Here is a 24208-nt window from a genome sequence, read left to right on the forward strand (position 1 = left end):
TAAAAAACGTGATCGTTAATATAACTTCCCTTGACGATACATAATAGTGGATAACTTCATGACAGAGTGTATATAACAATTTTGGCGCAGTGGAAACGGATCACCAAAAAATTGCGGGAGAATCGTATCCATCGTTCCTTTCATTTTCTGAAACAACCGCCGGAAAATTTCGTCCTCTTCCATAAACTGCGCTTCTTTCCCTTGTACCCATTCATAGTAAGAAACGATGACACCTCCAGCGTTTGCGAGAATGTCCGGAACAATCAGTACCCCTTTATCCGCTAAATATTTGTCTGCCTCCTCTGTTATCGGACCATTGGCACCTTCCACTATGATTCGTGCTTGGATGGAGTCTATATTGTCTTCACGAATTTGATCTTCGAGTGCAGCGAGAATCAATACATCGACATCGGCTGAAAGCAAATCGTCCCGTTCTCCAAGTTCTGCTTTAATCTCGTGAGCACGCAGTTCCTCCTCTGTTGCAGGAAGCTCTCCGTTGTTTTCTTTAGCAAAGTGTACAAGGGCCGGAACGTCCAATCCATCCTCATTGTAAAGCAGAATGTGGGCATCGCTGACTGCAACGATTTTATTCTGAAGATAATTGCACTGGTACGCTTCCAAAGCAGCAACCGACCCTAAGTTTCCAAAGCCTTGAACTGCTATCTTCAATTTCTTATCTGCATGTTCCAAAGCGGTTTTCGCAAAAATATTATCCGTATCAGACAGCCACTTCTTGTTTTCCTTCACGAAGTCATGCATCATGTAACGAAACGTGAAGTAAACGCCTTTCCCTGTCGCCTCCCGTCTTCCCAGAGAACCACCGTTGACAATGCTTTTCCCCGTAAAACTGTTCCGGTACGGCTCTCCGGGATGGGTACTCTTGAACTCGCCCATCATCCAGTCCATCTCTCTTTCTCCAGTTCCAACATCAGGAGCCGGTATATCCTTATCAGGCCCGATGATATCGTTAAAGTACTGGACGTATTTCCTACAAATGAGATTGAGTTCTTTCACAGAATAATCTTTCGGATTGATGACAACACCACCTTTGCCACCCCCGAAAGGCAGCTCATGAAGCGTGTTCTTAAGCGTCATCAGCTTGGCAAGATTGGCCACCTCTTCTTCATTCACGGACTCATGAAAACGAATCCCTCCTTTATAAGGGCCGACGGTGTCACTATGTTGTACCCGGAACGCCGGTATCCGGACGATCGTCCCGTTTTCAAGGGTAATTCGGAGAAATGATTTATGGACATGGTTCGGGGTAGACAATAGAGCAGACAAAGAGTGATAGGCCTGTTCCCTCGTCTGTGCTTTTAAATCCGGAAGAAACTCTTCATCTTCCATAATTGCTTTCAACGATTCTTCAATGATTGATTGTTGTTTATGCATGTATCAATATCCACCCTTCTATTCCTACTATTTATCCTTTAGTTCCATGTACCCCCACAATTTGCAGTGAAACGTTTTCAAGTAATTAAATGGTAAGGATTATAGCGAAGAGTATAGAAAGGCCCCCTCCGAAGATCGGAGGGGGTTAAGATTTATCCCAGGATGTTGTATCCGGAATCGACATATACAATTTCTCCCGTTACTCCACGGGAAAGGTGGCTCATCATTGCAAGAGACATATCCCCTACTTCTTCCTGAGTCACATTCTTCTTCAACGGAGACGTTTCTTCAATCTTGTGAAGGATTTCATTGAACGAAGGGACACCTTTTGCCGCCAGCGTACGGACAGCACCGGCTGAAATCGCGTTTACACGGATATTGTCACGTCCCATGTCTGCAGCCAGGTATTTAACAGTGGATTCCAGAGCTGCCTTGGCCACTCCCATTACGTTGTAGCCTTCTACTACCCGCTCTGCTCCAAGGTAACTCATGGCGATCAATGATCCACCTTCCGTCATATAAGGCTTACCCGCTTTCGCTACTGCAATCAAAGAATAGGCACTTGTGTCCTGTGCGAAAGCATAACCTTCTCTGGAAGTATCAAGGAACCCGCCTTTCAAGTCTTCTGCATGAGCGAAAGCGATGGAATGACAGATGCCGTGTATGACACCTACGCGATCGCCAATCGTTTTGAAGGCTTCCTGGATACTTTCATCGCTGTTAACATCACATTGTACAATAGCTTTCGCCTCGAAGTCGCTTTCTTTCAGAAGCTTCTCCAATTTCGCCTGGGAACGTTCTTTACGATAAGTAAAAATGACGTTCGCCCCTGCTTTATATAGGGATCTTGCTACGCCCCAAGCCAGGCTGCGATTGTTGGCAACTCCCATAACTACAATATTTTTATCTTTCATCTGTAATATATCTTCCATAGTGACCTCCAAGTACTCTACTGTTTTCTTCTATCTTATCATACAGAGCAACCCTATTTTTTCCACTCCAATAAGCGCCGTCTTCCATATGGGCAAACGGAATATCCGTGTCGACCTCACCTTCTATCCTCTCGAATTCCAACTCGGCACCGGTCAACCATTTCCCGAAATCAATTTCTACTGGTTCTCTATCTCCACCGAGCGCCATCCACGTTTTTTGTTCCTGGGGAAGATAACCGGATGTGTGGATGGTTCCCGCCCAATTCCTATACTGTTTAGAGAAAACCCCTCGATCGGTATCATTCATTAAACGAAAGGCGTCCATGGCACTCTTTACTTCTGGCCGATTCGACTGGATGGCGTCCATCCGCTTCATCGAATCCACAAGGTGATTCCGGTTCTCTTTCGTCATGATTTCAAAGTGATTCGTGCACACATCGGACTGCCGGACCTCCACTCCCCTTGGAGAGGCTTCGACAATGTAGGTTTGATTGCTTCTATCAAAAACCGTATAACTAAACGAATGGCGATGGGGTATCTCCTTCAGCATGTCCACTGCTTCCTGTACATCAGCACAGGATTCCAAGATCATGCGTCCAATCATACAGCAGATGAAACCATCGCCCGGACGTTTGCGATGCATGAAATTATACCCCATCACCACCCCTTTTTCATTCATTCCATCCATTCTGCCGGTAATTCGCTGAGTTGGACCTATGATGGCGTACCCCTGATCGGTCGGTTGGAAAAGGCTGTACCTTCCTTCGTAAGTCTTCGGCATATAATCATAGTTGCGGATCATATAACCATCGCCTGTCATGATGGAGCACCCGGAACGTTTGTAATCGATTCTATATCCTCCAAATTCCATCAGCACCCGTTCCATGGGCCATCCCAATCCATCTCTTAAGCCGAGCAGTTCCTCCCATAAGCCTGGAGCAAATCGGACAATAGCTGCTTTCACTTCCTCTGTCTCCACGACAAATCTGGGCTTACGTACTTTCCATTGTTTCTCCCTATTCTTCACTGTCCAGCTCCCGGCGAGCTGTTGACCCTGATATAACCCGAAGTCATAATGCGAGCCCCTGAACGAAAGAATATCACTATATATCTTCTTCATCGTAAATTTTCCTTTCTCTATTACGTGCCTATCATCCAATGTATCATTTTTCCACCTCCCCGACAAAGCCTCTTTCCTCCCAGTTTCCCTCCGAAGATGCGACAATAAATGATTACTTCTTCTAGTTTTTCGACGTCATCTTTGGTAGTCTTAAAACTGGAGGAATTCAGTAAGCTTTTCCGGATATTTCTGAATGGAACGTGTCGTTTCATAAGAAATTCATACTGCAAAGGGTGGTGGAACTAAGATGAAAGAAGTCGTTATTTTGGGGGGCGGCTACGGAGGTATGCACACACTGCACGGTCTGCTGGATAACATAGGAGATGATGTGCGCATCACCGTCGTGGACAGAAACCCTTATCATTCTTTAAAAACGGAATTTTATACGATTGCCGCCGGAACCGAATCGGACCGACATGCTCGTGTGGATTTCCCGAAACATGAACAAGTTCGCTACGTGTTTGATGAAATTGAAAAGATTGATGTTACGAATGAGCAGATCTTATTAAAAGGGAGCGAAAATGTTCCCTACGATTATTTACTTATAGGGCTCGGCTGTGAAGACAATTATCACGGCATCGTAGGAGCACAGGAATTCACAGAAAGTGTCCAGACGTTCTCAAAAGCCCGAAGCGCAGGATATGCGATTAATAATTTAGATGCTTATGGCAGCGTAACCGTGGTAGGAGCAGGGTTGAGCGGGATCGAAGTCGCTTCAGAAGTTCGTGAAAGCCGCTCAGACTTAAACATCCGCCTGCTGGATCGTGGGGAAACCGTCTTAAAAGCTTTTGATTCCAAGATTCAAAACTATGTAGAGAAATGGTTTAAAGAGAACGATGTAGAAGTGATTCATAATGCCAATGTGGAATATGTAGAGAAAGACGGCGTCTGTAACAACGGCGTTTGTTATATCAATGATGTAACCGTATGGACGGCAGGCGTACGCCCGAGTTACCTTGTCAGGGAACTGCCTTTTGATAAAGACGAACAGGAGAAAGTCATCGTCAATGACTATTACCAGGTACCTTCCCGTCCCAATGTGTATGTCGTAGGAGACTGCGCATCATCGGAACATTCTCCGAGTGCCCAGTTGGCAGGACAGCAGGGGGAGCGTGTCGCAGTCGTCTTATCAGCGATTCTTCAAGGAAAAGAACCGGACAGACCTTCCATCGTCAAACTCAAAGGAGCCCTTGGTTCTCTTGGTAAAAATGATGGATTCGGAAATATGCTTCAAAAGCCTATGACGGGAGTGCTTCCGCGTCTGGCGAAATCCGGAGTGCTGTGGTTAAGCAAACGTCACTAAAATAGGAAAGATCACACCCTGAAGGATGTGATCTTTTTTTCATTATTCATCGGACGGGGACTCTGTGGAGCAGCCTGCCAAGGTATTCAGCCAGTTCGAGCATGCCATATCTTCCCGCTTTCTCTTCCGCCTCCGAATTGTAATTCGTATTCGTATTTACATCATAGGTGTACAACCATCCATGCCTGTCCTGAATTGCTTCAATACCGGCAACCTGAATGTCATTCTCCCTTAAAAATCTTTCGTAACGGTCGATGATGTCGGGTTGATAGTTCTCCAACACTTCAAACTTTGCCGCTTGTGGAGCATCCGCCGGACAATAGGCATCCTCGATCGAACATGCGTCCGCAGGACAAAGCTCGAAGCCGTCAGACGTATCCACTCTTACGCCGTACAGAAACTTGCCGCCGACGAATTCATGACGAACGATATATGGTTCAGGTGCTTCTATATATTGCTGAATTAATGTTATACCATCAACCGGTTCTTCAAAGGCCGCACTGTCGAGGTATTCCTTCAGCGCTCCCACCGAATGGAAGAGTTGAACCCCCTGCCCTTTTCCTGCACGGTTGTGCTTCGTGATGAACGATTCGGATCCGAGGCGTTCCGCTGCTTTGATAATATTATCCTTCCCCACAGCCGATATAGTGGCAGGTGCTTCGATACCAGCCTGATTCAATGCCATATACTGATTGACTTTGCTGACTTCCAGACGGAGGGCCCTGCTTCCGTTCACCACCGTCCTCCCGTGACGTTCCAGCCAGGCAAGTACAGCTTCTGTAAATTCCGGAGCATATCGATGATTTCTCGTATGGGAAGATGCGCTGATCCGATTATAAAAGATCCCTTCCGGCGGTTCGCTTGTCAAATCAAGCATTCCTTCGTCCAAATGCCATAGTTCATACGGTAGGTTCAACTCCTGCAGACGTTTGGTTAAATGGTCGGTCCACTCATCGTTCTCGTGAAGTACATAAATTTTGCTCATTGAACTGACTCCTCCCCAATCTTTTCTTCTATATTAACACAATAAACCGATAAATTTACTTGGTTATAGACATTTTTTGACTACTCTTTTCTTAAAAAACAAAAAGAAACCACCCTTCAAGGATGGTTTCTGCTGATTATGAAAGAAATATTTTCTCACAGGAAAGTGGGTGCTTTCCACATATCGCCGGTTAATCTCTCCTCCGATAGGTTAACTTGCCTTTGCTGGCAGTGCATTACTCTTACCTTCTGATTTATGACGGATGAGCTGCCATACGAACCACGAAGCGACAGCAACCCAGATGATTGAGCCGATGACCATGGAAGTGGAGTAGGACATGCTGAAACCTTCCGGAGCATAAAAGATATAAGAACTTACAACAGCTGTCATGAACAAAGCGGGAACGCTGCAAATCCAATGAAACTTTTGATTCTTCAGCAAGTACATAGCTGCTGTCCATAACATAACGGTAGCCACAACCTGATTGGACCATCCGACGTAACGCCACAGGAAATTATAATTCATCTGTGTCAATAAGAATGCTGGAATTGCTACAGGGATTGCAAACAAAGCTGCTGTCCATCTTCCGTCCAGTTTCTTACTGGTAACTTCCTTAACAAAGTCCATCAACATCATCCGCGAAGAGCGCAGTGCGGTATCTCCTGTTGTGATCGGGAGCAGGATGACACCAAGGACTGCCAGTATTCCTCCTAATGTACCAAGGGTTGTCGTACTGATTTCGTTTACGACGCCCGCTGGCCCTCCGGAGGCAAGTGCTGCCTGCAGGGACTCCGTACTGCCGAAGAAGGTCATACCGGCTGCCGCCCAGATCAAAGCAATGACCCCCTCAGCAATCATAGCTCCATAGAATACCTTTCTTCCTTCACTTTCTTTCTTCAATGTTCTGGCGAGTATCGGACTCTGGGTGCTGTGGAATCCTGAAATCGCTCCGCACGAAACAGTTACCATCAGCAACGGCCAGATTGGCAGTTCATCTGGATGGAGATTCTGCATCGTCAAGTTCGGCACAGAATAGTCGAAGAAAAACAAGCCGATTCCTATAGCAGCCGCCATAAAGATAAGAATAGCCCCGAACACTGGATAGATCCTGCCGATGATTTTATTGACAGGCAGGATGGTTGCTGCCAGAAAATAAGCAAATATGATAAAGATACACGTTAAGAATCCAAGAGGTGTAACCTCAGCCATCAGCTGTGCCGGACCTGCAGTAAAGGCAGCAGTAACGAGAACCATCAGAGCGATGGAAAGAACATTGATGACCGTTTTCGGGTATTTACCCAAATATTTTCCGACAAGGGCCGGGAATTGTGCTCCATTATGACGTAGGGACAGCATCCCGGAGAAATAGTCGTGAACCGCGCCTGCGAATATGGAACCGACTACGATCCACAAGAAGGCGATCGGTCCATATAACGCCCCCATGACGGCACCGAATATAGGGCCTAACCCAGCGATATTCAAAAGCTGTATGAGACTCGCTTTCCACCAACTCATCGGCATGTAATCAAAACCGTCGTTCTTTTCATAGGCCGGTGTCGCCTTTTGGTCATCAATCCCGAAAATTCGTTCTACCACCTTTGCATATATGAGATAACCTAATAATAGTAATACGATGGATGCGACAAATGTAATCATCGCTGAGCCCCCTCTCAAATGGAATGTAAGGAGTATTTTATCTGTGCAGATGTCGAAAAACAACCCATTTTCAGAATATTTATTTTTTTATCTTTTTTTTCTTATTTGGTAGCGGATACAATGGAACCAAATGAAAAATTCCATAGAAAAGGCCGCCGAAAACTGGGTTTCGGCGGCCTTTTCTATTTTAAAACTAATATTATAAGACAGAGCTAATCTGTCTTTTACTTTTATAATAACCTGCCACCCAGAGAATTGGTTAAGTTCCCGCAGTCGTATCGATTGCAGGGTGGCATTGCTTTTAAATTATCACACATCCAGCTCCGTAAGCAAGCAGCACCTATGTATATTAACATGCAATTAAGTGAGTTGTTCTTTTAATTCCAGTGATTGGCCACGGAATCTATTCAAAAGATCATCCAGCTCCTGAGATACTCGAAGCAATTCTTCATCGTTGGGATTCTGATTATATATATCATACATTCGGACTCTCAATTCTTCAATTTGTCTTTCAAGTTTTTCTTTGTAATTCATATACTCAGCTCCTTCTCATGTAGATTACCCTTTTATTTCCTATCTAAACATTATTTTAAGAAAACTTTTACTATTCAATGAATTTCCGTTTATGAACAGTGTCGAGAATTGCCCGGGAAATAAAAAAACGTTCTGTTATTTCTGACTTCATGTTAGGATATATGAAAACATACATATGGAGGAATGTTTCATGTTTAAAGCAATTTCGACTGAAAATGCACCAAGTGCCATCGGACCATACTCCCAGGCTGCCGATCTCGGAAATCTGGTTTTCATTTCTGGACAGATTCCTCTTGACCCAAAAACGATGGAGTTCGTTTCGGACGAGGTGAAAGAACAGACGGCACAAGTAATGAAAAACATCGAGGCTATATTGACAGAAGCCGGACTAAGCTTCCGCAATGTCGTGAAAATGAATATCTTCCTGGATTCCATGGATGATTTCGCCACTGTAAATGAAGTATATGCCGGCTTCCTAGAAGAGCCTTATCCCGCGAGGCAGCTGTGGAAGTCAGCAAGCTTCCAAAAGGTGCAAAAGTCGAAATCGAAGCGATAGCTGTAAAATCTTAGCATTTACTCACAATATTCGAAGTAAGAGAAGTTTTTTTGTCCCATTACATTAAAAAATAGCTTTATGTGTAATTCGAAAAGCAGAGCATATGCTCTGCTTTTTTTAATCTTCGTCTTTGATGTCAGGATCTTCAGGAATGGGTTCGTTCAAATACGCCTGGATCATATCTCTGTATTTTTCCATTTGTTCCAAGTGATTGTTGAATTGATGTTTATTAATGAGAAACTGCGTCCCGTCATGGACGGTTTTTATTTTATGGTGATGGACGAGATGCGTTATATAGTCAGCAGGCAGATCAAGGTACTCTGCCGTTTCTTCAATCGTCATATACATCATTTATTCACCTTCTTCTTATTTATAATCATACCATTGGCGGATTCTTTTATCTATGCGGTTTCCTTTATTTATCCATAGGGAAAATAACCGAAGTATACAAGTATCAAGAAAGGACCGTGATGGAATGGATACGTCATTAAAAGACAATCGCCACGTCAGAAAAACGAAGGAAGATGTAAAGCCGTGGATCCGCAGAATCGGACGAATCGGCTACATGGCAAAGGGAATTGTGTACTTCCTTGTAGGGATATTGACGTTTATGGCGGTACTCGGCATAGGGGGTAAAACGACCGGGACAAGCGGTATGTTCCAGTCTTTGGCCGGGGTGAAGTTTGGGGAATGGCTGCTTTGGATGATCGGCATCGGACTGATAGGCTACATTTGCTGGGTTTTAGTAGAAGCGTTCTTCGATCCACAGAACAACGGATTAGATCCGAAAGGACTGATTATGAGAACCGGTTATGTTGTAAGTGGTGTCGTTTATGGTTCTCTGGCTTATCAAGCAATCCAAATAGCGATGCATGCAGGTTCCGGAGGCGGTGATTCTAAAAAGACTATTTCCGCCCAAATTATGTCGCAGCCACTTGGTGAATGGATCATCGGAGCAGTTGGAGTTATCATCATCGGGTATGGATTATATGAATTCTTTGGTGGCATAACCGGTAAATTCATGAAAAAATTATGGACGAAAGATATGGAAAAGAAAGAGGTAAACACGGCAAAAACAGCAGGAAAATACGGCCTTGCCGCCAGAGGTATTGTACTCGGAATTATAGGTTTCTTCTTTATTCAAACGGCACTTACTTCGGATCCGGACGAAGCGAAAGGCTTGGATGGCGCTTTATCGGAATTATCCCAGCAGCCATATGGTAGGTGGATTCTCGGCATCATAGCGGTAGGTTTAATCCTTTATGGTGTGTACCAGATTGTGAGAGGCAGATATATGCGGATGAACTTCGGCAGAAAATAAAAAGAGCCTTCCCTAGGGGAAGGCTCTTCGACTTTTGTTGCGAATATACCGACGCCACATCGTCGTTTAGCTTCCTCGGAAGCATGTACTTCGTCTTACACAAACAGCTCATCGCTTCATTACTATAGCACTCTGCCCTCACAAATGCAATCGTTTTTGCATCAGACGCCATGTGCTATACTGAAGACAAGTATAAACACCAGGAGGCAGCCATGCTTACATTTGAAGAGAAACTTGAAATCATTGAAGAATTTCCGGAATTGTCGAAACGGGAGATCTCACTCGGTCGAATCAATTTCCACTACGAGGAAAGCTTATACGAAAAACAAATTGTCGTTTACCGCCTTCATCCAAACGGGAACGGCTTCATCTATGCAGGAGAAATAGAAGACTATCCTGCTGATAACAAAGGAATGGTAAACATACGTGATATAAGTGCGGATGAACTCCGTTCTCTTATCCGCCGTTCCATTGACTCTCTCTCCCTCTCTCCTGCTGAGAAGAACCCGGTTATGGAGGAATGGTTGAATGACTACGACCAATCCCTTGTATTGATGCGGGAAGAAGATGGGTATCATGTGTATGCGGATGAACAGTTGGAAGGAGCTTTCAATACCTATAAGGAGGCAGCCAACTTCTTGGAACAGGAAGGATTTCACCGATTATAATGGAAACCCCGGCCAATCCGGGGTTTTTATTTTTACATTTTTTATGATCATACCAATCAATGATTGCATATGGTATGGAAAGTGCCTTCGGAAGGTTTGATGCTCATGCACCCATACGTATATCACCGACAGAACGATTATACTTCTTCCATCTATTCTTATGCTCAAGGAGAGGTTAACGGAGACTCCCTCGAAGACCAGGTTTATCTTGTCGGTCAGGAAACACCCGACAGCCCCTATGTTACGAACATTACACTCGTCATTCAGGATGGCAGAAACAACAAGTTTCACTCAATCCCTTTAAAGACCAATACAGGCTATAATCCGCGCCTTTTCCTCGGAGATTTCACAGGAAGCGGTACAGATGACATCCTGGTAAGTATGGACTCTGGAGGGAGTGGAGGATTTGGGTATTTTTATATCTATTCCTTCCTAGCCAATCACCCCCGGCTTCTCTTCGATTATGAAGTGTTTGATCAAACATTTGACTACAGCGTTACCTATAAGGATAACTATTTGGTTGAAGTCATCAATAACACGCTCCACTTATCCTTTATGATCGACCTCAGCAATAGGGACAAACAATATTTAGCGGACATTTATAATGAAGACGGCGCATTGAAACAACCGCTTACAGGATCTGTTTCCGGACTTAACCAGCTCTATCCTATTGATTTCAACGGAGATGGAATTTATGAATTATATGCTCTGCAGCGAATCATCGGTCAATACAATGCAGATGGACTCGGTCTCATGCAGACACCTTTAAGTTGGAAAGACAACCACTTCTCCCCCTTCTTCGACAATCAGTATGCCGCCGTCTTAGGAACGGCAGTCAATGAATAGCTCCTGCTAAAAGCAGGGGCTTTTCGTATCTTCTATGAATATTATACAAATAAGTTATATTGGTATAAAATAGGGTACAAGAAAAAGAGGTTTTAGAAAGGAGTCTATTATGACGGCACTGAATCAGCGTTTTGCTCAATACTTAGCGGACAATCAGACCACATTAGTCAATGAACTGTTACCAAAAACACTGGACGAGCTGCAGATCAAATATACAGAATCAGAATTGAATTACCACTTCGAAATGCTCCGCCTGCTACTCGATCGCGTTGCGAAAAGTCTATTACAGCACCCAGACGAAACGAATGCTGCCGAAATCGGTTATGATATGGAGAACTATTTATATTCTCAAGGTATCCTGCTAAAACAAACCGTGGATGTGTTAAGTGTTTTCCGCTTAGCCTTGATCAGACATATGAGGAAATCAGAATTTATTTATGAAGCAAAAGTAGATGAAGGCTTTCTCGTAACAGAGGAAATCGTCGCAGCATTTGATGCAGCAATTCGTGCGACGACCGCGAATTATAATTGGACGAAAGAGAAAGAACATACGGAAATGGAAAACCATTTAAATGAAATTTCCACTCCCGTCGTTCTCATCGATGAATTTCAGGCCGTCCTTCCTCTTGTGGGCGAATTCTCTCCGGAGCGATTCGACATCGTGAAGGAACATACGTTGAACAAAGTAAAAGAGCACAGCCTCCGTCTTCTTTTTATCGATTTTTCAGGGATAGCTACGTTCGATGACGTCTTTATCAACGATTTATTTAATTTGACGAAGACGATTAAATTATTGGGAACTAGAACAGTGCTCACCGGCATTCGCACAGAAATGGCCATTGCTGCGATACAATCAGGCATGAATTTCAAAGACCTAGAAACGTTTAACGACTTAAAACAAGCGCTGGTTACCATTAATGACGCTTGAGGCAGTGTATCGAAAAGACGAGCAAGAAGCTTTCCGTCTAGGAGATTACCGGAAAGCTTCTTCTACGTTTTTCTTCAATGTTATCAATGTTCGTGGTTTCCCGCGGAACCATTCCACTACCTCCTCACCGATGAACTCAAAGCCATTTTTCTGAAAGAACCGCAGACTTTGGTCGTTATCTTCGAATACTTCTGCAAATATATTAGAAATACCATATCGGTAATGGATGATTTCAATAAATTGCTGCAAAGCTTTTGTACCTATCCCGCTCCGCTGCCGATCACCGAGGACGATACCAATATAATCGCGGTCTTTAGCGCGATACAATTCTACCTTACCGATAATTTCTCCGTCGCATTCGATGGCTTTAAGGAGTAAATCAGGCTTTTCTCCCTTAAAGTACAAATCATATGACTGCAGAAACTGCTGATAGGTTCTCGGGACATCCACCCCAGTCTTTTGCTGTAACTCCTCATCCATCTCCCACCTATGTAAAGACCTAAGATGCCTTCTCTCCACTTCTACAATTTTCACTTCCAATGATCTTTCACCTCATTAATTATGATGCATCCTTTCGCTAGCTCGAACTCTCCTTTATATACTTCTCGATAAGCTCATCATTTACTACCTATATACTCTCCTTCTGAACTTGGTAAACATAGATAAGTAATAAAATGGAAATGTAACAAAAGAAAAGTTCCCTTTCCTGCAAAACAGGCACGGATATAAAACTACCAATTACCCCCTAAAGATATAGGTGAAAATCGAAAGCTATGGATGTAATGACCTCCCCTATATATAAATAAATAAGAAAAGCGCAGCTGAGCACAGCTGCGCTTTTCTGTATTTTGTTAGCTTAAAAGAATAAGATGTGCGCCAACAAAGCTGCTATCGGAAGTGTAATGATCGTACGCTGTAAAAATATCACAAACAGCTCAAAGAAATGTATAGGAATTTTGGATTTAATCAACAGAATACCTATCTCCGACATATAGATCAACTGCGTCAGACTCATAACACCAATGACGAATCGAGTCAGTTCTGATTCGATTCCACTCCCAATGACAGATGGAAGGAACATGTCCGCAAAACCGACAATCATGGCAGGAGCTGCTGCGGAGGCTTCTGGAATCTGCAGCCAGTTAAGAATTGGTACGAATGGATAAGAAAGAATAGTAAAGACCGGTGTAAACTCAGCCACCACTAACGCAACGGTTCCAAGCGCCATAACAAGGGGGATTAATCCAAACCAAATATCGACAACGTTATAGACACCCTTTTTCACGACTTGACCAGCGCTCTTCACTTCATCCGCCTTCTCTACCGCTTTCTCCAGTCCCCATCGGAACGACGAAACACCTTCTGGAACATCTTCACTGATCTGCTTACCAGCAGGCTCATAATACGTGTCTTTCTTTTTAGACAGTGGAGGAATTCTTGGGCAGATGACAGCCGCTACCAAACCACAGACGACGACTGTAAAATAGAAAGGTACGAACATATGGTCAATGGAAAGGAACTTTGCGATGACAAGGCTGAAAGCAATGGAGGCAATCGAGAAATTAGTCGCGACTACACTAGCTTCGCGCTTTGTATAATACCCTTTCTCATATTGCTGGGTCGTCAATAACACCCCGACCGGCGCACTACCCATCCAGGAGGCAATGGCATCCACAGATGAACGTCCCGGAAGCTTAAATAAGCCGTACATCGCTTTCCGGACAACTGTACCGATCAAATCCATTAAACCGAATTCCAACAGCAGGGGCATAAACAGACTGGCAAAAAGAAACCAGACCATCAACACCGGTACAAGGTCGAAAAGCACGACCCCTCCGGTAAGTTCCGAAGAAATAATAGATGTTCCTGCACTTGTCAACGTCAAGACTGCGAATACCGCTCCAAGAACCCGCATAGACGCCCAGAAAGGACCGACATCAAATAAATGGGCAACGACATTTCCAGAACGAATCCCCTCTTCAGGAAGCAGTTTCACCAGAATGCTGCCTGCAGCAGATAGACAGATAATGACTGTCATAAACAAAGGAATTTGTTCGGAAAAGGCTCCCTGTAGAGCATCCGCCATGATCCCGAGACCAATGGTTACTTTTCCACCAATAGAAATAGGTACCATGAACAAAAGAACACCTATAAAAGAAGGAATGAGGAACTTTAACCATTGTTTAGTCGTATAAGAATTAGTCTGTTGCAGGGTTTCTGTAGATTTTGTATTTTCAATAGCCATACTGTTCCTCCTCTATGTTCAATCACATATATATAGTATCAATATTTAATAACTATACATTCCATTGCATAAAGATTCAACAGTAGATTAGAAGATTCTTCTTTTTTCTTCTTATTTTACGAAAAGACAAAAAAACCGAGTACTCCTTCATAAGGAATACTCGGTTTCTATTGAACTAGGAAGGATGATACATCTTATAAAAACTATATCCGTGCTTTATTAACACTTTAATTACAGAGTAGGTGGGCACAGCGATAATCATACCGACAATTCCATACAAAGGAGCTGCCACGACAAGAAGAAGGATGACGGTCAACGGATGAATGTTCAACCGTTCCCCAAAAACATAAGGTGCTACAAGATTACTCTCTAACTGCTGGACAACAACGATGGTCACTATAACATAGATGGCAAGCTGGGGTTCCTGCATTAATGCGACCACGACTGCAGGAATGGAACCGATGACAGGCCCTACAAACGGGATGACACAAGTGAATGCCAGAAAAACACCCAGAACGAGCGCATAATCGAGGCCGATCAGCAGATATCCAATATACGTCAACACCCCGTCTACCGCGGCTATAGTCACCTGCCCGAGTATATAAGATGATATCGTGTAATCCAAATCTTCCAACAGCTTTTCTCCTCGCGGCTTATGCTCAGGACGGAAGGCCCGAGACAAAAACGGCACCAGCCTCTCCCCGTCTTTCAATAGGAAAAAAAGCACGAAAGGAACGATGATCATGACGGTGGCAGCCCCCGCAATAGTGGAGAACACGGTAGTGAGATGCTCGCCGATCTGCTCGGTCATTCCACCGAAATAATTCGTCACCTTCTGGGTGATAGAATTCATGGATACCATACCCATATCATTCTCCTCTATCTTCCTGCCGGCATGTTCGGCCGTATCCTTCACTTTAGACGGAAGGCTGGAAAGGTCGGTTACCTGTTGTTTAATCGTCTCTGCCAGGAATTTAAAACCGGTGTAGACTATTCCTCCTATGCAGGCAAAAAGCAGAAGGATAGCAGCGGGACGCGGAAGGAAGGGCACCCGTTCCAAAAGGTCAACAGCCGGCCTCAGCACATAAAACAAAAAACCCGCGATCAGCATGGGATAGAATAGCGTTTGAAAAATAGTTTTAAATGGTTCTAATAATTGCAGCTTCTCAAGAAAGAAATAAAAAATGAGCAGCAGGATCCCTGCCGTTATGTATTTGTAATAAGGCTGCTTCCACCACATAAAAAACATCTCCTCTCTATCCCATTCATTCACTAATTCAGATCAGAATAAACCGCAAAAAATACACCTGAAAAGATGTGCGCTTATTCCCCCTTTCTTCATTAATATATCCCCACTCCTCCAGAATAGAAATCAGGGAGGCCCCAGCCGCATGCGTAAGGAATTCTAACATGATGTAAATTTTATGTTAGATTTTCTCACATAACAGGTGACAGAAAATTAAAAATGATTTATTCTGTTAACAACAACCAGAACAGGAAATGAATGATTAGTGGCGTCCTGTAGGTAGATCCCCCATGTTCACGAAAATCAAAGGATCGGGAGTGAACCTTCATGAAGAATCATTTAAGGACAGCTGTTGAAACTATGCGGGAACATTATATCCAAAAGCTGATCGAAGCCGGACAGTTCCATGCTTCGGACGAGGTTCTCCATTCACTTACACTGACAGAACTGGAAACCCTCGCAGCCAGAATCCACCGTCCATAGCTTCGCCAATCACCAAGGAGGAGAAGGGATGTCGTCCTACAAGCATAAAAAGGTCATATCAATCGGAACCGTTAATGAACTGACAGGATTATCGCTTCGACAAATACGGTACTATGAGGAGCGAGGATTAATATATCCGGAACGGACTAAGAGAGGAACAAGAAAATATTCCTTTGCGGACGTGGAAATGCTGCTCCAGATAGCAGACAAACGAGAAGAAGGGGTGCAAACCTATGAAATAAAACAGGATTTGCTGGAATCAAGCAAGGAAAAAGTAATGGAACGAATGCTGCGTGGTCAATTAAACGCACATTTCAAGCTTAACAAATAGGTTCAGGCAGCCCACAGACACCCCTAGGTCTGAGGGCTTTTTTTTACCTTTCTTAACAGAACCGTGTAAATCAAAATATCTTGACTTCGAAATAAATAGAGAATAAGATAATAGTTAGAATTCAAAATATTCTTTAAGGAGAGTGTTTCCATGACTAAATTAGTATTAGATCCTGTGCACAGCAGTTTGAATTTCCAAATTAAACATATGATGGTATCCAAGGCTAAAGGAGAATTCGAGGAATTTAATGTTCAATTTTCCGGAGACCTGAATGATCTCTCATCTGCCAGCATCGCCGTAACAATTCCCGTTAAATCCATTAACACGAAGAACGAGCAAAGAGATGGACACCTCCGGTCCGGAGACTTCTTCGAGGCAGATCAATATCCGGAAATGACATTCAAGAGTACTTCCATCAAAGAAGTCTCGGAAGGAGAATTCGAAGTAACTGGAGACTTCACGATTAAAGAGACAACTAATAAAGAGACATTCACAGTCGAATACAACGGCACATCGAAGAGTCCTATGGACGGGAGCACGATCGCAGGCTTTGATGTCACCGGAAAAGTGAACCGAGAAAGCTACGGCTTGACTTACAATGCCGCAATAGAAACCGGCGGAATGCTGCTTGGCAGAGATGTGAAATTCGAAGGGAACTTTGAATTCGTCGTAGAACAATAAAAAAACCAAGACTGAGCAGCGCTCAGTCTTGATTCATTTCAAAATAATACGGATAATGCAGCCGGCAGCCGGCATTAAAAGCATGCTTACAATTCGGACAAACAGAAGCCTTCATATAATTCTGTATGGACAGCTCGCTCTCACAGTTTCCACAGAGGACAGCAGCCTCGTCCCAGCGATTCCTCGGCCAGCGTGACTTCCCATGATCCTCTAATTCATCATGACAGAAGATACATGCATAGTACGTTTGGCAGCAGTGCATTTTAATCGCAATAATATCAGTCTCACTATGATAGTGTACGCACCTTGTATTCGTATCGACAAGCTTCCCTTTCACTTCCTCCATAACTGATCCCCACTTTCTCATCGCTATTGTATCACGTGCTGAGACCACGGCGGCGCAAGAGCCACATACAGAAGAACAGTACCAGAAAACTTATGCCTATACTTAATATTCCGAGCCATCCACTACCTTCCCACAAAACCCCGGCAGCCGTGCTCCCCACAGCGACCCCGGCGTAGTAGCTGATCAAATAGAATCCGGATGCTCCACTTCGATGATGCGTGGCAGATTTACTTACAAGCGCCGAAGCCATTGCATGGGCGACAAAGAACCCCATACAGAGCAGACAGAGACCAAATACAATCATGGAACCGGACGGTACAGCGGTCACCCCTGCTCCTGCAAGCATTACAAGGACAGCTAAATACATCACCCGCTTCATCCCTAAGGAGAGAGACATTCTCCCTGCCAGCGGCGGTGCGATAATCCCGAATAAATAAGCAAAATAGGTAAATGAAATGACCTCCAGCGTCCATCGAAAAGGCTCTCCTTGTAAGTAAAAGGGAAGGTATGTCCACACTGCCGTGAAAACGGCCTGCAGCAGGAAGCCCATTAAGAATAGAAAAAGCATGTTTCCGCTTCGCAAATGGACAAACAACCCTTGAAGATCCTTGACTATCGACTGATCCGTTTTTTCAAAGAAACGCTCGTTCGGTATGAGTACAAGGAACAGAAAAGCAGCAAGGACTCCGAAGAGTGCAAACACCCAAATCGTCAACCGTAAATCAAAAACCCCTGCAAGATATCCCGCTCCCACTCTTCCGCCCATTCCTCCGAGTGCGTTACTCGAAATATACAGCGTCATAGCAAGACCGATATGTTTTGGTGATGTTTCTTCCCCTAAATACCCCATCGCTGCAGCAGGAATCCCTGCAAGGAAAAATCCCTGGATAACACGGAGAGCTACAATCCATTCGAAACTATCCACAAGAGGAATCAAACCCAGCGTAATCACGGTAACGAACAGGGAAAGCTTCATAACTGCCACCCTGCCATAGCGATCAGAAAGAAAGCCTAAAACGAACAATCCGACAACCATAGCGAGCACACAGGAGGACATGACGAAGCTTGATACTGTAGCAGAACGATCATAACTATCCGAAAGCAACGGGAGCAGTGGCTGAAAGACATACAATGTAGAAAAGGTCGATAAAGATGCAATCATTAATGCGGCTGTAATCCGCCAAAATCCAGACTCACGCGGTGTATAGGGGTGAGTCGTTTCTATCGCCACTCCCATATCAAATCACTCTTTTCTAGGATTGGAATTGACTTGGAAATTCGTTCAAATCGATCCCCCAGACGAACGGAAGATAGAAATAGATGGCAAGAGTAACCAGGATGACTGCAAGGATATTCAACCACAACCCAGCTTTCGCCATATCCGGGATACGCAAATAACCAGACCCGAAAACGACGGCGTTCGGCGGAGTCGCAACCGGGAGCATGAACGCACAACTTGCAGCAATCCCTGCAGCGATCATCAAACTGTAAGGGTGTACAGAAAGAGCACTCGCAAGGGAGGCCATAATCGGAAACATCATAGTTGCCGTGGCTGTATTGGATGTTATTTCTGTAAGGAATATAACCATCCCCGTTACGATAACGATAATCAAGAGCAGATGCACCCCTTGGAGTACAGTCAATTGATTACCTATCCATTCTGCCAGTCCGGTTTCCTGAAATCCTGAAGCAATGGCCAGCCCGGCACCGAATAACAGCAAGATCCCCCATGGCAGTCCTTTTGCTGTATCCCAATCCAGTAGATGTTCTCCTTTACGGTTTTTAGAGGGAAGGATGAACAGGATGACTGCAGCAATCATAGCTATCATCGTATCATTGATATTTTCATTAATCCGTACCAGAAGAAAGGAGCGGGATATCCAGGCTGCAGCTGTCACGGTAAAAACCAACAGCACCGTTTTTTCTTCAAAAGACATAACACCAAGCGACCTGCGTTCTTCTCGGATCACCTTCCTCCCTCCAGGCAGCTCCTTCATTTTCATAGGATAAGCGACCTTGACTAAATACACCCACGCAAGCGCTAACAACAGCAAAGATAATGGTACCCCGAACGTCATCCAGCCTGCGAAAGATATCTCGATGGCATAGGTCTGTTCTACAACCGCCTTGAAAATCGTATTCGGCGGTGTACCGATTAGTGTCGCAAGTCCTCCGATCGACGCACTATACGCAATTCCGAGCATCACTGCCTTACCGAAAGGGAAAGAATCGTGATCGACCGTTTCTCCCTTCTTCTTCAACTGCTCCGCTGCTTGGTATATAACGGCCATACCAATCGGCACCATCATCATTGCCGTCGCTGTGTTGGAAATCCACATGGACAGCACACCGGTAGCAACCATAAACCCGAGTACAATTTGTTCGGTGCTCGTGCCGACGGAAGCTATGATAAACAGGGCCATCCGTTTATGTAAGTTCCATTTCTGCATAGTAAGGGCAATTAAAAAGCCCCCCATAAACAGAAAGATGGTGTCATCTCCGTAAGAAGATGCGGTCATTCCACTTTCCAACCCGCCGGTAACAGGAAACAATACGAGAGGAAGCAACGAGGTGGCTGGAATGGGAATTGCCTCTGTAATCCACCATGTAGCAATCCATAGTGTACTCGCAAGAATCGCTACAGCCTCCCTTGACAAACCTTCCGCATCCACAAACAGCAAGGCAAGAAGAAAAAGCATGGGTCCAAGAATCAAGCCGATCTTTTGTCTCGGCTGCATGGAAGGTCCTGGTTTCCTTTCTTGTTCTCCATTTTCCTTGGTATAAGCAGAAGTATGATTCCCGGACACCATAAACTGCATCAGTGCCTTCGCTTCCTCATGCATCACCCAAAGCTTTTGCCAACTATTTTTGATAGCAACGGTCGCTCTCATACAATCAATCCTTCCCCATGTGGTAAGTGTAAGAATATTTACAAATTTTATCATAAAATCCATAAAATTGTCATGAAATCACTCTATAACCCTTCCTTAAAATAAATCCACATTCCTTCGGGAGGAATGTGGATTACTCTTACTTATACAGAAGAAAATGTTTTCTCGTCTTATTAAACTTTTTGAGGTCATCCTTCCAACGTTTCTCCATCTGTTCTACGGAATGCCCCTCATTAATTGATTCCCTTACCCATCCGTTCCCTATCAGTAGATCAAAGAACGAGATACCATTTGCATCTTCGGCACGAAATTCGAAATCATCAGGGTACATATCATGGATAGTTTTCACTAAGTGCAGACCTGTGTTAACAGGCTGGAACTCATCACGGTCCAGTATATGAAGTTGGACGCCGTGGGATAATTTCCCGGCATGCTTAGAAAAAGACGGGGTAAATGAAGCCGCCCGGAACCTGACACCAGGAAGGTTCTTCTCGTTCATTGCTTCCGCCAATTGTTCGCTGTCTATGAAGGGGGCTCCGATCAACTCGAACGGCTTCGTAGTTCCTCTTCCTTCCGATACATTTGTCCCTTCAATCAATGCAGCCCCAGGATATACGTAAGCCGTATCTACCGTCGGCATGTTCGGCGAAGGCGCAACGAACGGCATGTCTGTATCATCATAATCCATTCCCCGCTTCCACCCTTCCATTTTCACGACGGTCAAATCTGCACCGATATCGAATTCTTTGTTAAACAGCTTCGCCAATTCTCCTGCCGTCATGCCATGCCTCAGTGGGATTGGATAATTTCCTACGAAAGACTGGTAGTCTGTATCAAGGACCGGACCCTCCACCTGGTCTCCACCGATCGGGTTCGGCCGGTCCAGGACGAAGAATGGAATGTCGTTTTCTTGTGCTGCTTCCATCGCATAAGCCATCGTGTAGATGTACGTATAGAAACGCGTTCCTACGTCCTGGATGTCGAATACGAGGACATCAATATTTTCAAGCATATCCGGAGTCGGTTTTTTCGTTTTACCGTATAAGCTGTACACAGGCAGACCAGTCTTCTCATCTTCGTAAAATTCCACATACTCGCCTGCCTGAGCGCTTCCCCGCACTCCATGTTCGGGACCATAAAGAGCCGTCAACTCTAAGTCTTCATCTTCGTAGAAAAGATCGACGACACTGTTCAAATCCTGATCTACTCCTGTCGGATTCGTGATTAACCCAATGCGCTTTCCTTCCAAAAGTTCTTTCTTATCATCGAGCAGCACTTCTACACCAAGTTTGAATTCCTCCTGCTTCTTATGATGTCCCTTGTGTTTACCACGGTTTCCTTGATGATCAGCGAAAACGACTGAAAAGGTGGACCAGGTTGTTAGCAGAACGACCACTAGTATAAACCACTTCCGCATAGCTATCCTCTCCCTTTCCTCTTAATAAGTGAGCCCCGTTCCATATTCGTACATCACCGATCCATCTTCATCAGGTATCGTGACAGGAAGCTTTCCTTGCGGTGAATTTTCACCAAATATGGTGGCAGCGGACGCCTTGAAGCTGGCTGCTTTAAAGCCATATTGGGCGAGGTAAGCATCGACACCTGCATAACTCATGATGTCGTATGGATTCCGAATTCCAATACTGATGACAGGCGCTTCGCTCGCATCCATCACCTCATGGATCAATTTCATTTGTGGGTGATCGGCAGACCGTGTGGCGACATTATACGTGTAAGTACCAAAGATGATATAGTCCGCCTTTTTCACCATTTCCAACTGTCCTTCTGTCAATTCCGCGCTCGACGTTGATAAAACAGTAGTGGCACCGTGGCGTTCTCTGACGGCATCACCAAGCAAATCGATGAATGTATTTCCAATGACAAGTACCTCTTCCTCCTCTTCTGGTGTCACAGGTAATACCCCATCATTTTTGACCATGGTGATCGACTTCTCAGCAGCTTCTTTTTCCACCTGTTTATGCGCTTCGGAACCTACGATTTCTTCCGCGTATTGAACTTTCTCTTCCACCGACTTCGGATTTTCGGAAGGAATGATTCCCCGCTTCACTTTTAACGTCAAGATACGTTGGGCAGAATCCTCAATGGTTTCTTCCTTGATTTCCCCCGTTTCCACAGCTTCGTAAATACCTCCCGCTACTTCTTCAAGTCCTACAGGCATCAATACGATATCTGTTCCGGCGTTGATCGCCCGAATCACGGAATCTACCGGTCCGAAGTGGTCACTGATTGCTTTCATGTTGAGCGCATCGGTCACGACAATCCCTTCATAGCCCATCTCTTCACGAATTAAGCCGGTCAACACCTTCTCTGATAAGGTGGCAGGAAGAGCAATTGGCGTCCCATCCTTCTGAGAAATCACTTCGGTATCATCAATTTTCGGGAAAGTGACGTGTGCCGTCATGATTGCGTCAATACCTGCATCCATTGCTTGTTGGAAGGGATAGAGTTCCACTTCCTTGAGTCGATCTAAATCGTGAGGCACTTCAGGAAGACCTAGATGAGAATCGACAGCGGTATCTCCATGGCCAGGGAAGTGCTTGGCCGTAGCAGCGACACCAGCTTGTTGTAATCCCCGCATATAAGCGGTTCCCATCGTTCCAACCAATCTTGGATCTCCACCGAAGGAACGGACGCCGATAACCGGATTATCTGGATTATTGTTTACATCCATCACAGGAGCGAAATTCACATTGAATCCAAGTGCCGCAAGTTCTTCTCCAATGGCATTTCCAACATTCTGAGCTAGCTCTTCCGAACGTGCTGCCCCAAGTGCCATATTTCCAGGCATATCTGTCCCGGATTGCAGCCTTGTGACGATTCCACCTTCCTGATCAATGGTCATAAGCAGTCCAAATTTCTCACTCGCACTCTGGTAATCGTCGACAAGCGTTGTCGTTTGCTCTGTGGTTACGACATTTTCACGGAAAAGAATGACTCCCCCCAAATGATATTTTTTTACCATCTGCTCTATTTCAGCATTCATTTCCGTGACATTTTTCCCCTTCCAAGTACGGAAGTCAGGCATCAGCATCTGTCCTACTTTCTCCTCCATTGTCATTTTATCGATGGCATTCCTTACGATGTCATACTTCTTTCCTTTCTGCTTCATCAGTACAGGAGTAACCTCGGACTGCCCTTTATGCTTCTTTCGTTTGAAATGGACGGCGATCCGATCCTGATCCTTCCCGCTGCGGACGGTAATCCACGCTCGCCCGGGTTTTCCGTGCCATGTTACTTTTCCATGTTCATCCACTTCCGCCACCCGTTTATTGTTGGACGACCACTTCAGATTCTCCTCGACCTTCTTGAAGTGACCATCTTTGTAAACACGCAGCACCTCCATCTGAACCGTATCCCCTTTAATTGTCCTGTCCGCTTCCGGTACGTTCTGCAAAAGAATTAACTCTGTTCCCTTGTTCGACTTTTTCCCGTCCGCCGATACCGGTCCGGTCATCGTTCCCGGAATCAACAGACAGAATGTAAGCAGCACAACAAACCAACCTCTTCTCCTGCCTTTCACTCTACATTCCTCCTTGCCTTTATTTATTTGTAAAAGTAAGACCGCTATCCCGCATGACGATCGAACTTTCCCAACAATGGCGGATCATGATGAGAGTCTTTATTATGGAAGCGTTTACAATATGTAGTAAAAGCGTACCGAATATAATTATAGTCGTCTATACCACATAAGACCCCTCTCTCTTCTTTTCGACTTCGTTTTTC

The 24208-nt window shown here is 44.7% G+C and carries 24 protein-coding genes; 9 read left to right on the forward strand and 15 right to left on the reverse strand.

The features are described 5' to 3' along the window. Nucleotides 1-15: 15 nt before the first annotated feature. The 3 genes from D479_RS10395 to D479_RS10405 form a co-directional block, all read right to left on the reverse strand. Nucleotides 16-1392: a Glu/Leu/Phe/Val dehydrogenase gene (locus D479_RS10395; RefSeq protein WP_008636677.1), complete on the reverse strand. Its 1377-nt coding sequence runs from the start codon at nt 1390-1392 to the stop codon at nt 16-18. 152 nt (nt 1393-1544) lie between these two features. Beyond that, complete coding sequence (gene fabI, locus D479_RS10400; protein WP_008636680.1) at nt 1545-2324, reverse strand: enoyl-ACP reductase FabI; 780 nt, start codon at nt 2322-2324, stop codon at nt 1545-1547. Continuing rightward, the gene (locus D479_RS10405; protein ID WP_081594813.1) at nt 2296-3444 is read right to left on the reverse strand and encodes a C45 family peptidase; all 1149 of its coding nucleotides are present in this window, start codon (nt 3442-3444) and stop codon (nt 2296-2298) included. Before D479_RS10405 ends, fabI begins: the two co-directional genes overlap by 29 nt. A gap of 247 nt (nt 3445-3691) precedes the next feature. Here D479_RS10405 and D479_RS10410 point away from each other — a divergent pair, with 247 nt between their 5' ends. Then, nucleotides 3692-4747: an NAD(P)/FAD-dependent oxidoreductase gene (locus D479_RS10410; protein WP_008636684.1), complete on the forward strand. Its 1056-nt coding sequence runs from the start codon at nt 3692-3694 to the stop codon at nt 4745-4747. 46 nt (nt 4748-4793) lie between these two features. Here the strand turns inward: D479_RS10410 and D479_RS10415 are convergent, their stop codons facing one another. From D479_RS10415 to D479_RS20225, 3 genes are all read right to left on the reverse strand, one after another. Continuing rightward, a complete protein-coding gene (locus D479_RS10415) occupies nt 4794-5732 on the reverse strand; it encodes a hypothetical protein (RefSeq protein ID WP_008636686.1) in 939 nt (312 codons plus the stop codon). A gap of 210 nt (nt 5733-5942) precedes the next feature. Next, on the reverse strand, nt 5943-7388 hold the full coding sequence (locus D479_RS10420) for a carbon starvation CstA family protein (protein ID WP_008636688.1): 1446 nt from the start codon (nt 7386-7388) through the stop codon (nt 5943-5945). 360 nt (nt 7389-7748) lie between these two features. Then, entirely contained in the window at nt 7749-7922 is a 174-nt protein-coding gene (locus D479_RS20225; RefSeq protein ID WP_008636690.1) for an aspartyl-phosphate phosphatase Spo0E family protein, read from the reverse strand. A gap of 190 nt (nt 7923-8112) precedes the next feature. Here D479_RS20225 and D479_RS10425 point away from each other — a divergent pair, with 190 nt between their 5' ends. Further along, a complete protein-coding gene (locus D479_RS10425) occupies nt 8113-8478 on the forward strand; it encodes a Rid family detoxifying hydrolase (RefSeq protein ID WP_008636691.1) in 366 nt (121 codons plus the stop codon). Nucleotides 8479-8595: 117 nt separating this feature from the next. On the opposite strand, the gene D479_RS10430 is transcribed toward D479_RS10425, so the two are convergent. Next, complete coding sequence (locus D479_RS10430) at nt 8596-8826, reverse strand: excisionase family DNA-binding protein (protein ID WP_008636692.1); 231 nt, start codon at nt 8824-8826, stop codon at nt 8596-8598. A 127-nt stretch (nt 8827-8953) separates the two neighbouring features. Between D479_RS10430 and D479_RS10435 the strand changes: the two genes are divergently transcribed. The 4 genes from D479_RS10435 to D479_RS10450 all read left to right on the forward strand — a co-directional run bounded on the left by D479_RS10435 (nt 8954) and on the right by D479_RS10450 (nt 12241). Continuing rightward, complete coding sequence (locus D479_RS10435; RefSeq protein WP_008636693.1) at nt 8954-9799, forward strand: DUF1206 domain-containing protein; 846 nt, start codon at nt 8954-8956, stop codon at nt 9797-9799. A 212-nt stretch (nt 9800-10011) separates the two neighbouring features. Beyond that, entirely contained in the window at nt 10012-10467 is a 456-nt protein-coding gene (locus tag D479_RS10440) for a hypothetical protein (protein ID WP_008636694.1), read from the forward strand. A 105-nt stretch (nt 10468-10572) separates the two neighbouring features. Beyond that, nucleotides 10573-11313: a hypothetical protein gene (locus D479_RS10445; protein WP_008636699.1), complete on the forward strand. Its 741-nt coding sequence runs from the start codon at nt 10573-10575 to the stop codon at nt 11311-11313. Nucleotides 11314-11422: 109 nt separating this feature from the next. Beyond that, nucleotides 11423-12241 carry an STAS domain-containing protein gene (locus tag D479_RS10450; RefSeq protein ID WP_008636700.1) on the forward strand — a complete coding sequence of 273 codons (819 nt, stop codon included), beginning with the start codon at nt 11423-11425 and terminating at the stop codon, nt 12239-12241. 45 nt (nt 12242-12286) lie between these two features. Here the strand turns inward: D479_RS10450 and D479_RS10455 are convergent, their stop codons facing one another. The 3 genes from D479_RS10455 to D479_RS10465 form a co-directional block, all read right to left on the reverse strand. Next, entirely contained in the window at nt 12287-12775 is a 489-nt protein-coding gene (locus D479_RS10455; RefSeq protein WP_235601523.1) for a GNAT family protein, read from the reverse strand. A gap of 322 nt (nt 12776-13097) precedes the next feature. Beyond that, nucleotides 13098-14486 (reverse strand): YjiH family protein, encoded by a 1389-nt coding sequence (locus D479_RS10460; protein ID WP_008636702.1) that lies wholly within the window; start codon nt 14484-14486, stop codon nt 13098-13100. 175 nt (nt 14487-14661) lie between these two features. Then, a complete protein-coding gene (locus D479_RS10465) occupies nt 14662-15726 on the reverse strand; it encodes an AI-2E family transporter (protein WP_008636703.1) in 1065 nt (354 codons plus the stop codon). Between the two features lie 333 nt (nt 15727-16059). On the opposite strand from D479_RS10465, the gene D479_RS20230 reads away from it, so the two are divergent. The 3 genes from D479_RS20230 to D479_RS10475 all read left to right on the forward strand — a co-directional run bounded on the left by D479_RS20230 (nt 16060) and on the right by D479_RS10475 (nt 17227). Further along, nucleotides 16060-16215: a Fur-regulated basic protein FbpA gene (locus tag D479_RS20230; protein ID WP_008636704.1), complete on the forward strand. Its 156-nt coding sequence runs from the start codon at nt 16060-16062 to the stop codon at nt 16213-16215. A gap of 28 nt (nt 16216-16243) precedes the next feature. Further along, complete coding sequence (locus D479_RS10470) at nt 16244-16546, forward strand: MerR family transcriptional regulator (RefSeq protein WP_008636705.1); 303 nt, start codon at nt 16244-16246, stop codon at nt 16544-16546. Between the two features lie 150 nt (nt 16547-16696). Then, on the forward strand, nt 16697-17227 hold the full coding sequence (locus D479_RS10475; RefSeq protein WP_008636706.1) for a YceI family protein: 531 nt from the start codon (nt 16697-16699) through the stop codon (nt 17225-17227). 22 nt (nt 17228-17249) lie between these two features. Here D479_RS10475 and D479_RS10480 read toward each other — a convergent pair whose 3' ends face one another. The 5 genes from D479_RS10480 to D479_RS10500 form a co-directional block, all read right to left on the reverse strand. Continuing rightward, nucleotides 17250-17573: a CHY zinc finger protein gene (locus tag D479_RS10480; RefSeq protein ID WP_008636710.1), complete on the reverse strand. Its 324-nt coding sequence runs from the start codon at nt 17571-17573 to the stop codon at nt 17250-17252. Nucleotides 17574-17604: 31 nt separating this feature from the next. Further along, complete coding sequence (locus D479_RS10485; RefSeq protein WP_008636712.1) at nt 17605-18810, reverse strand: MFS transporter; 1206 nt, start codon at nt 18808-18810, stop codon at nt 17605-17607. A gap of 16 nt (nt 18811-18826) precedes the next feature. Beyond that, the gene (locus tag D479_RS10490) at nt 18827-20464 is read right to left on the reverse strand and encodes a DASS family sodium-coupled anion symporter (RefSeq protein ID WP_008636713.1); all 1638 of its coding nucleotides are present in this window, start codon (nt 20462-20464) and stop codon (nt 18827-18829) included. Between the two features lie 139 nt (nt 20465-20603). Then, nucleotides 20604-21881 (reverse strand): DUF1343 domain-containing protein, encoded by a 1278-nt coding sequence (locus D479_RS10495; RefSeq protein ID WP_008636715.1) that lies wholly within the window; start codon nt 21879-21881, stop codon nt 20604-20606. Between the two features lie 21 nt (nt 21882-21902). Then, the gene (locus D479_RS10500) at nt 21903-23939 is read right to left on the reverse strand and encodes a glycoside hydrolase family 3 protein (protein WP_081594814.1); all 2037 of its coding nucleotides are present in this window, start codon (nt 23937-23939) and stop codon (nt 21903-21905) included. Nucleotides 23940-24208 lie beyond the last annotated feature (269 nt).

Source organism: Halobacillus sp. BAB-2008 (assembly GCF_000328325.1).
GTDB lineage: Bacteria > Bacillota > Bacilli > Bacillales > Halobacillaceae > Halobacillus.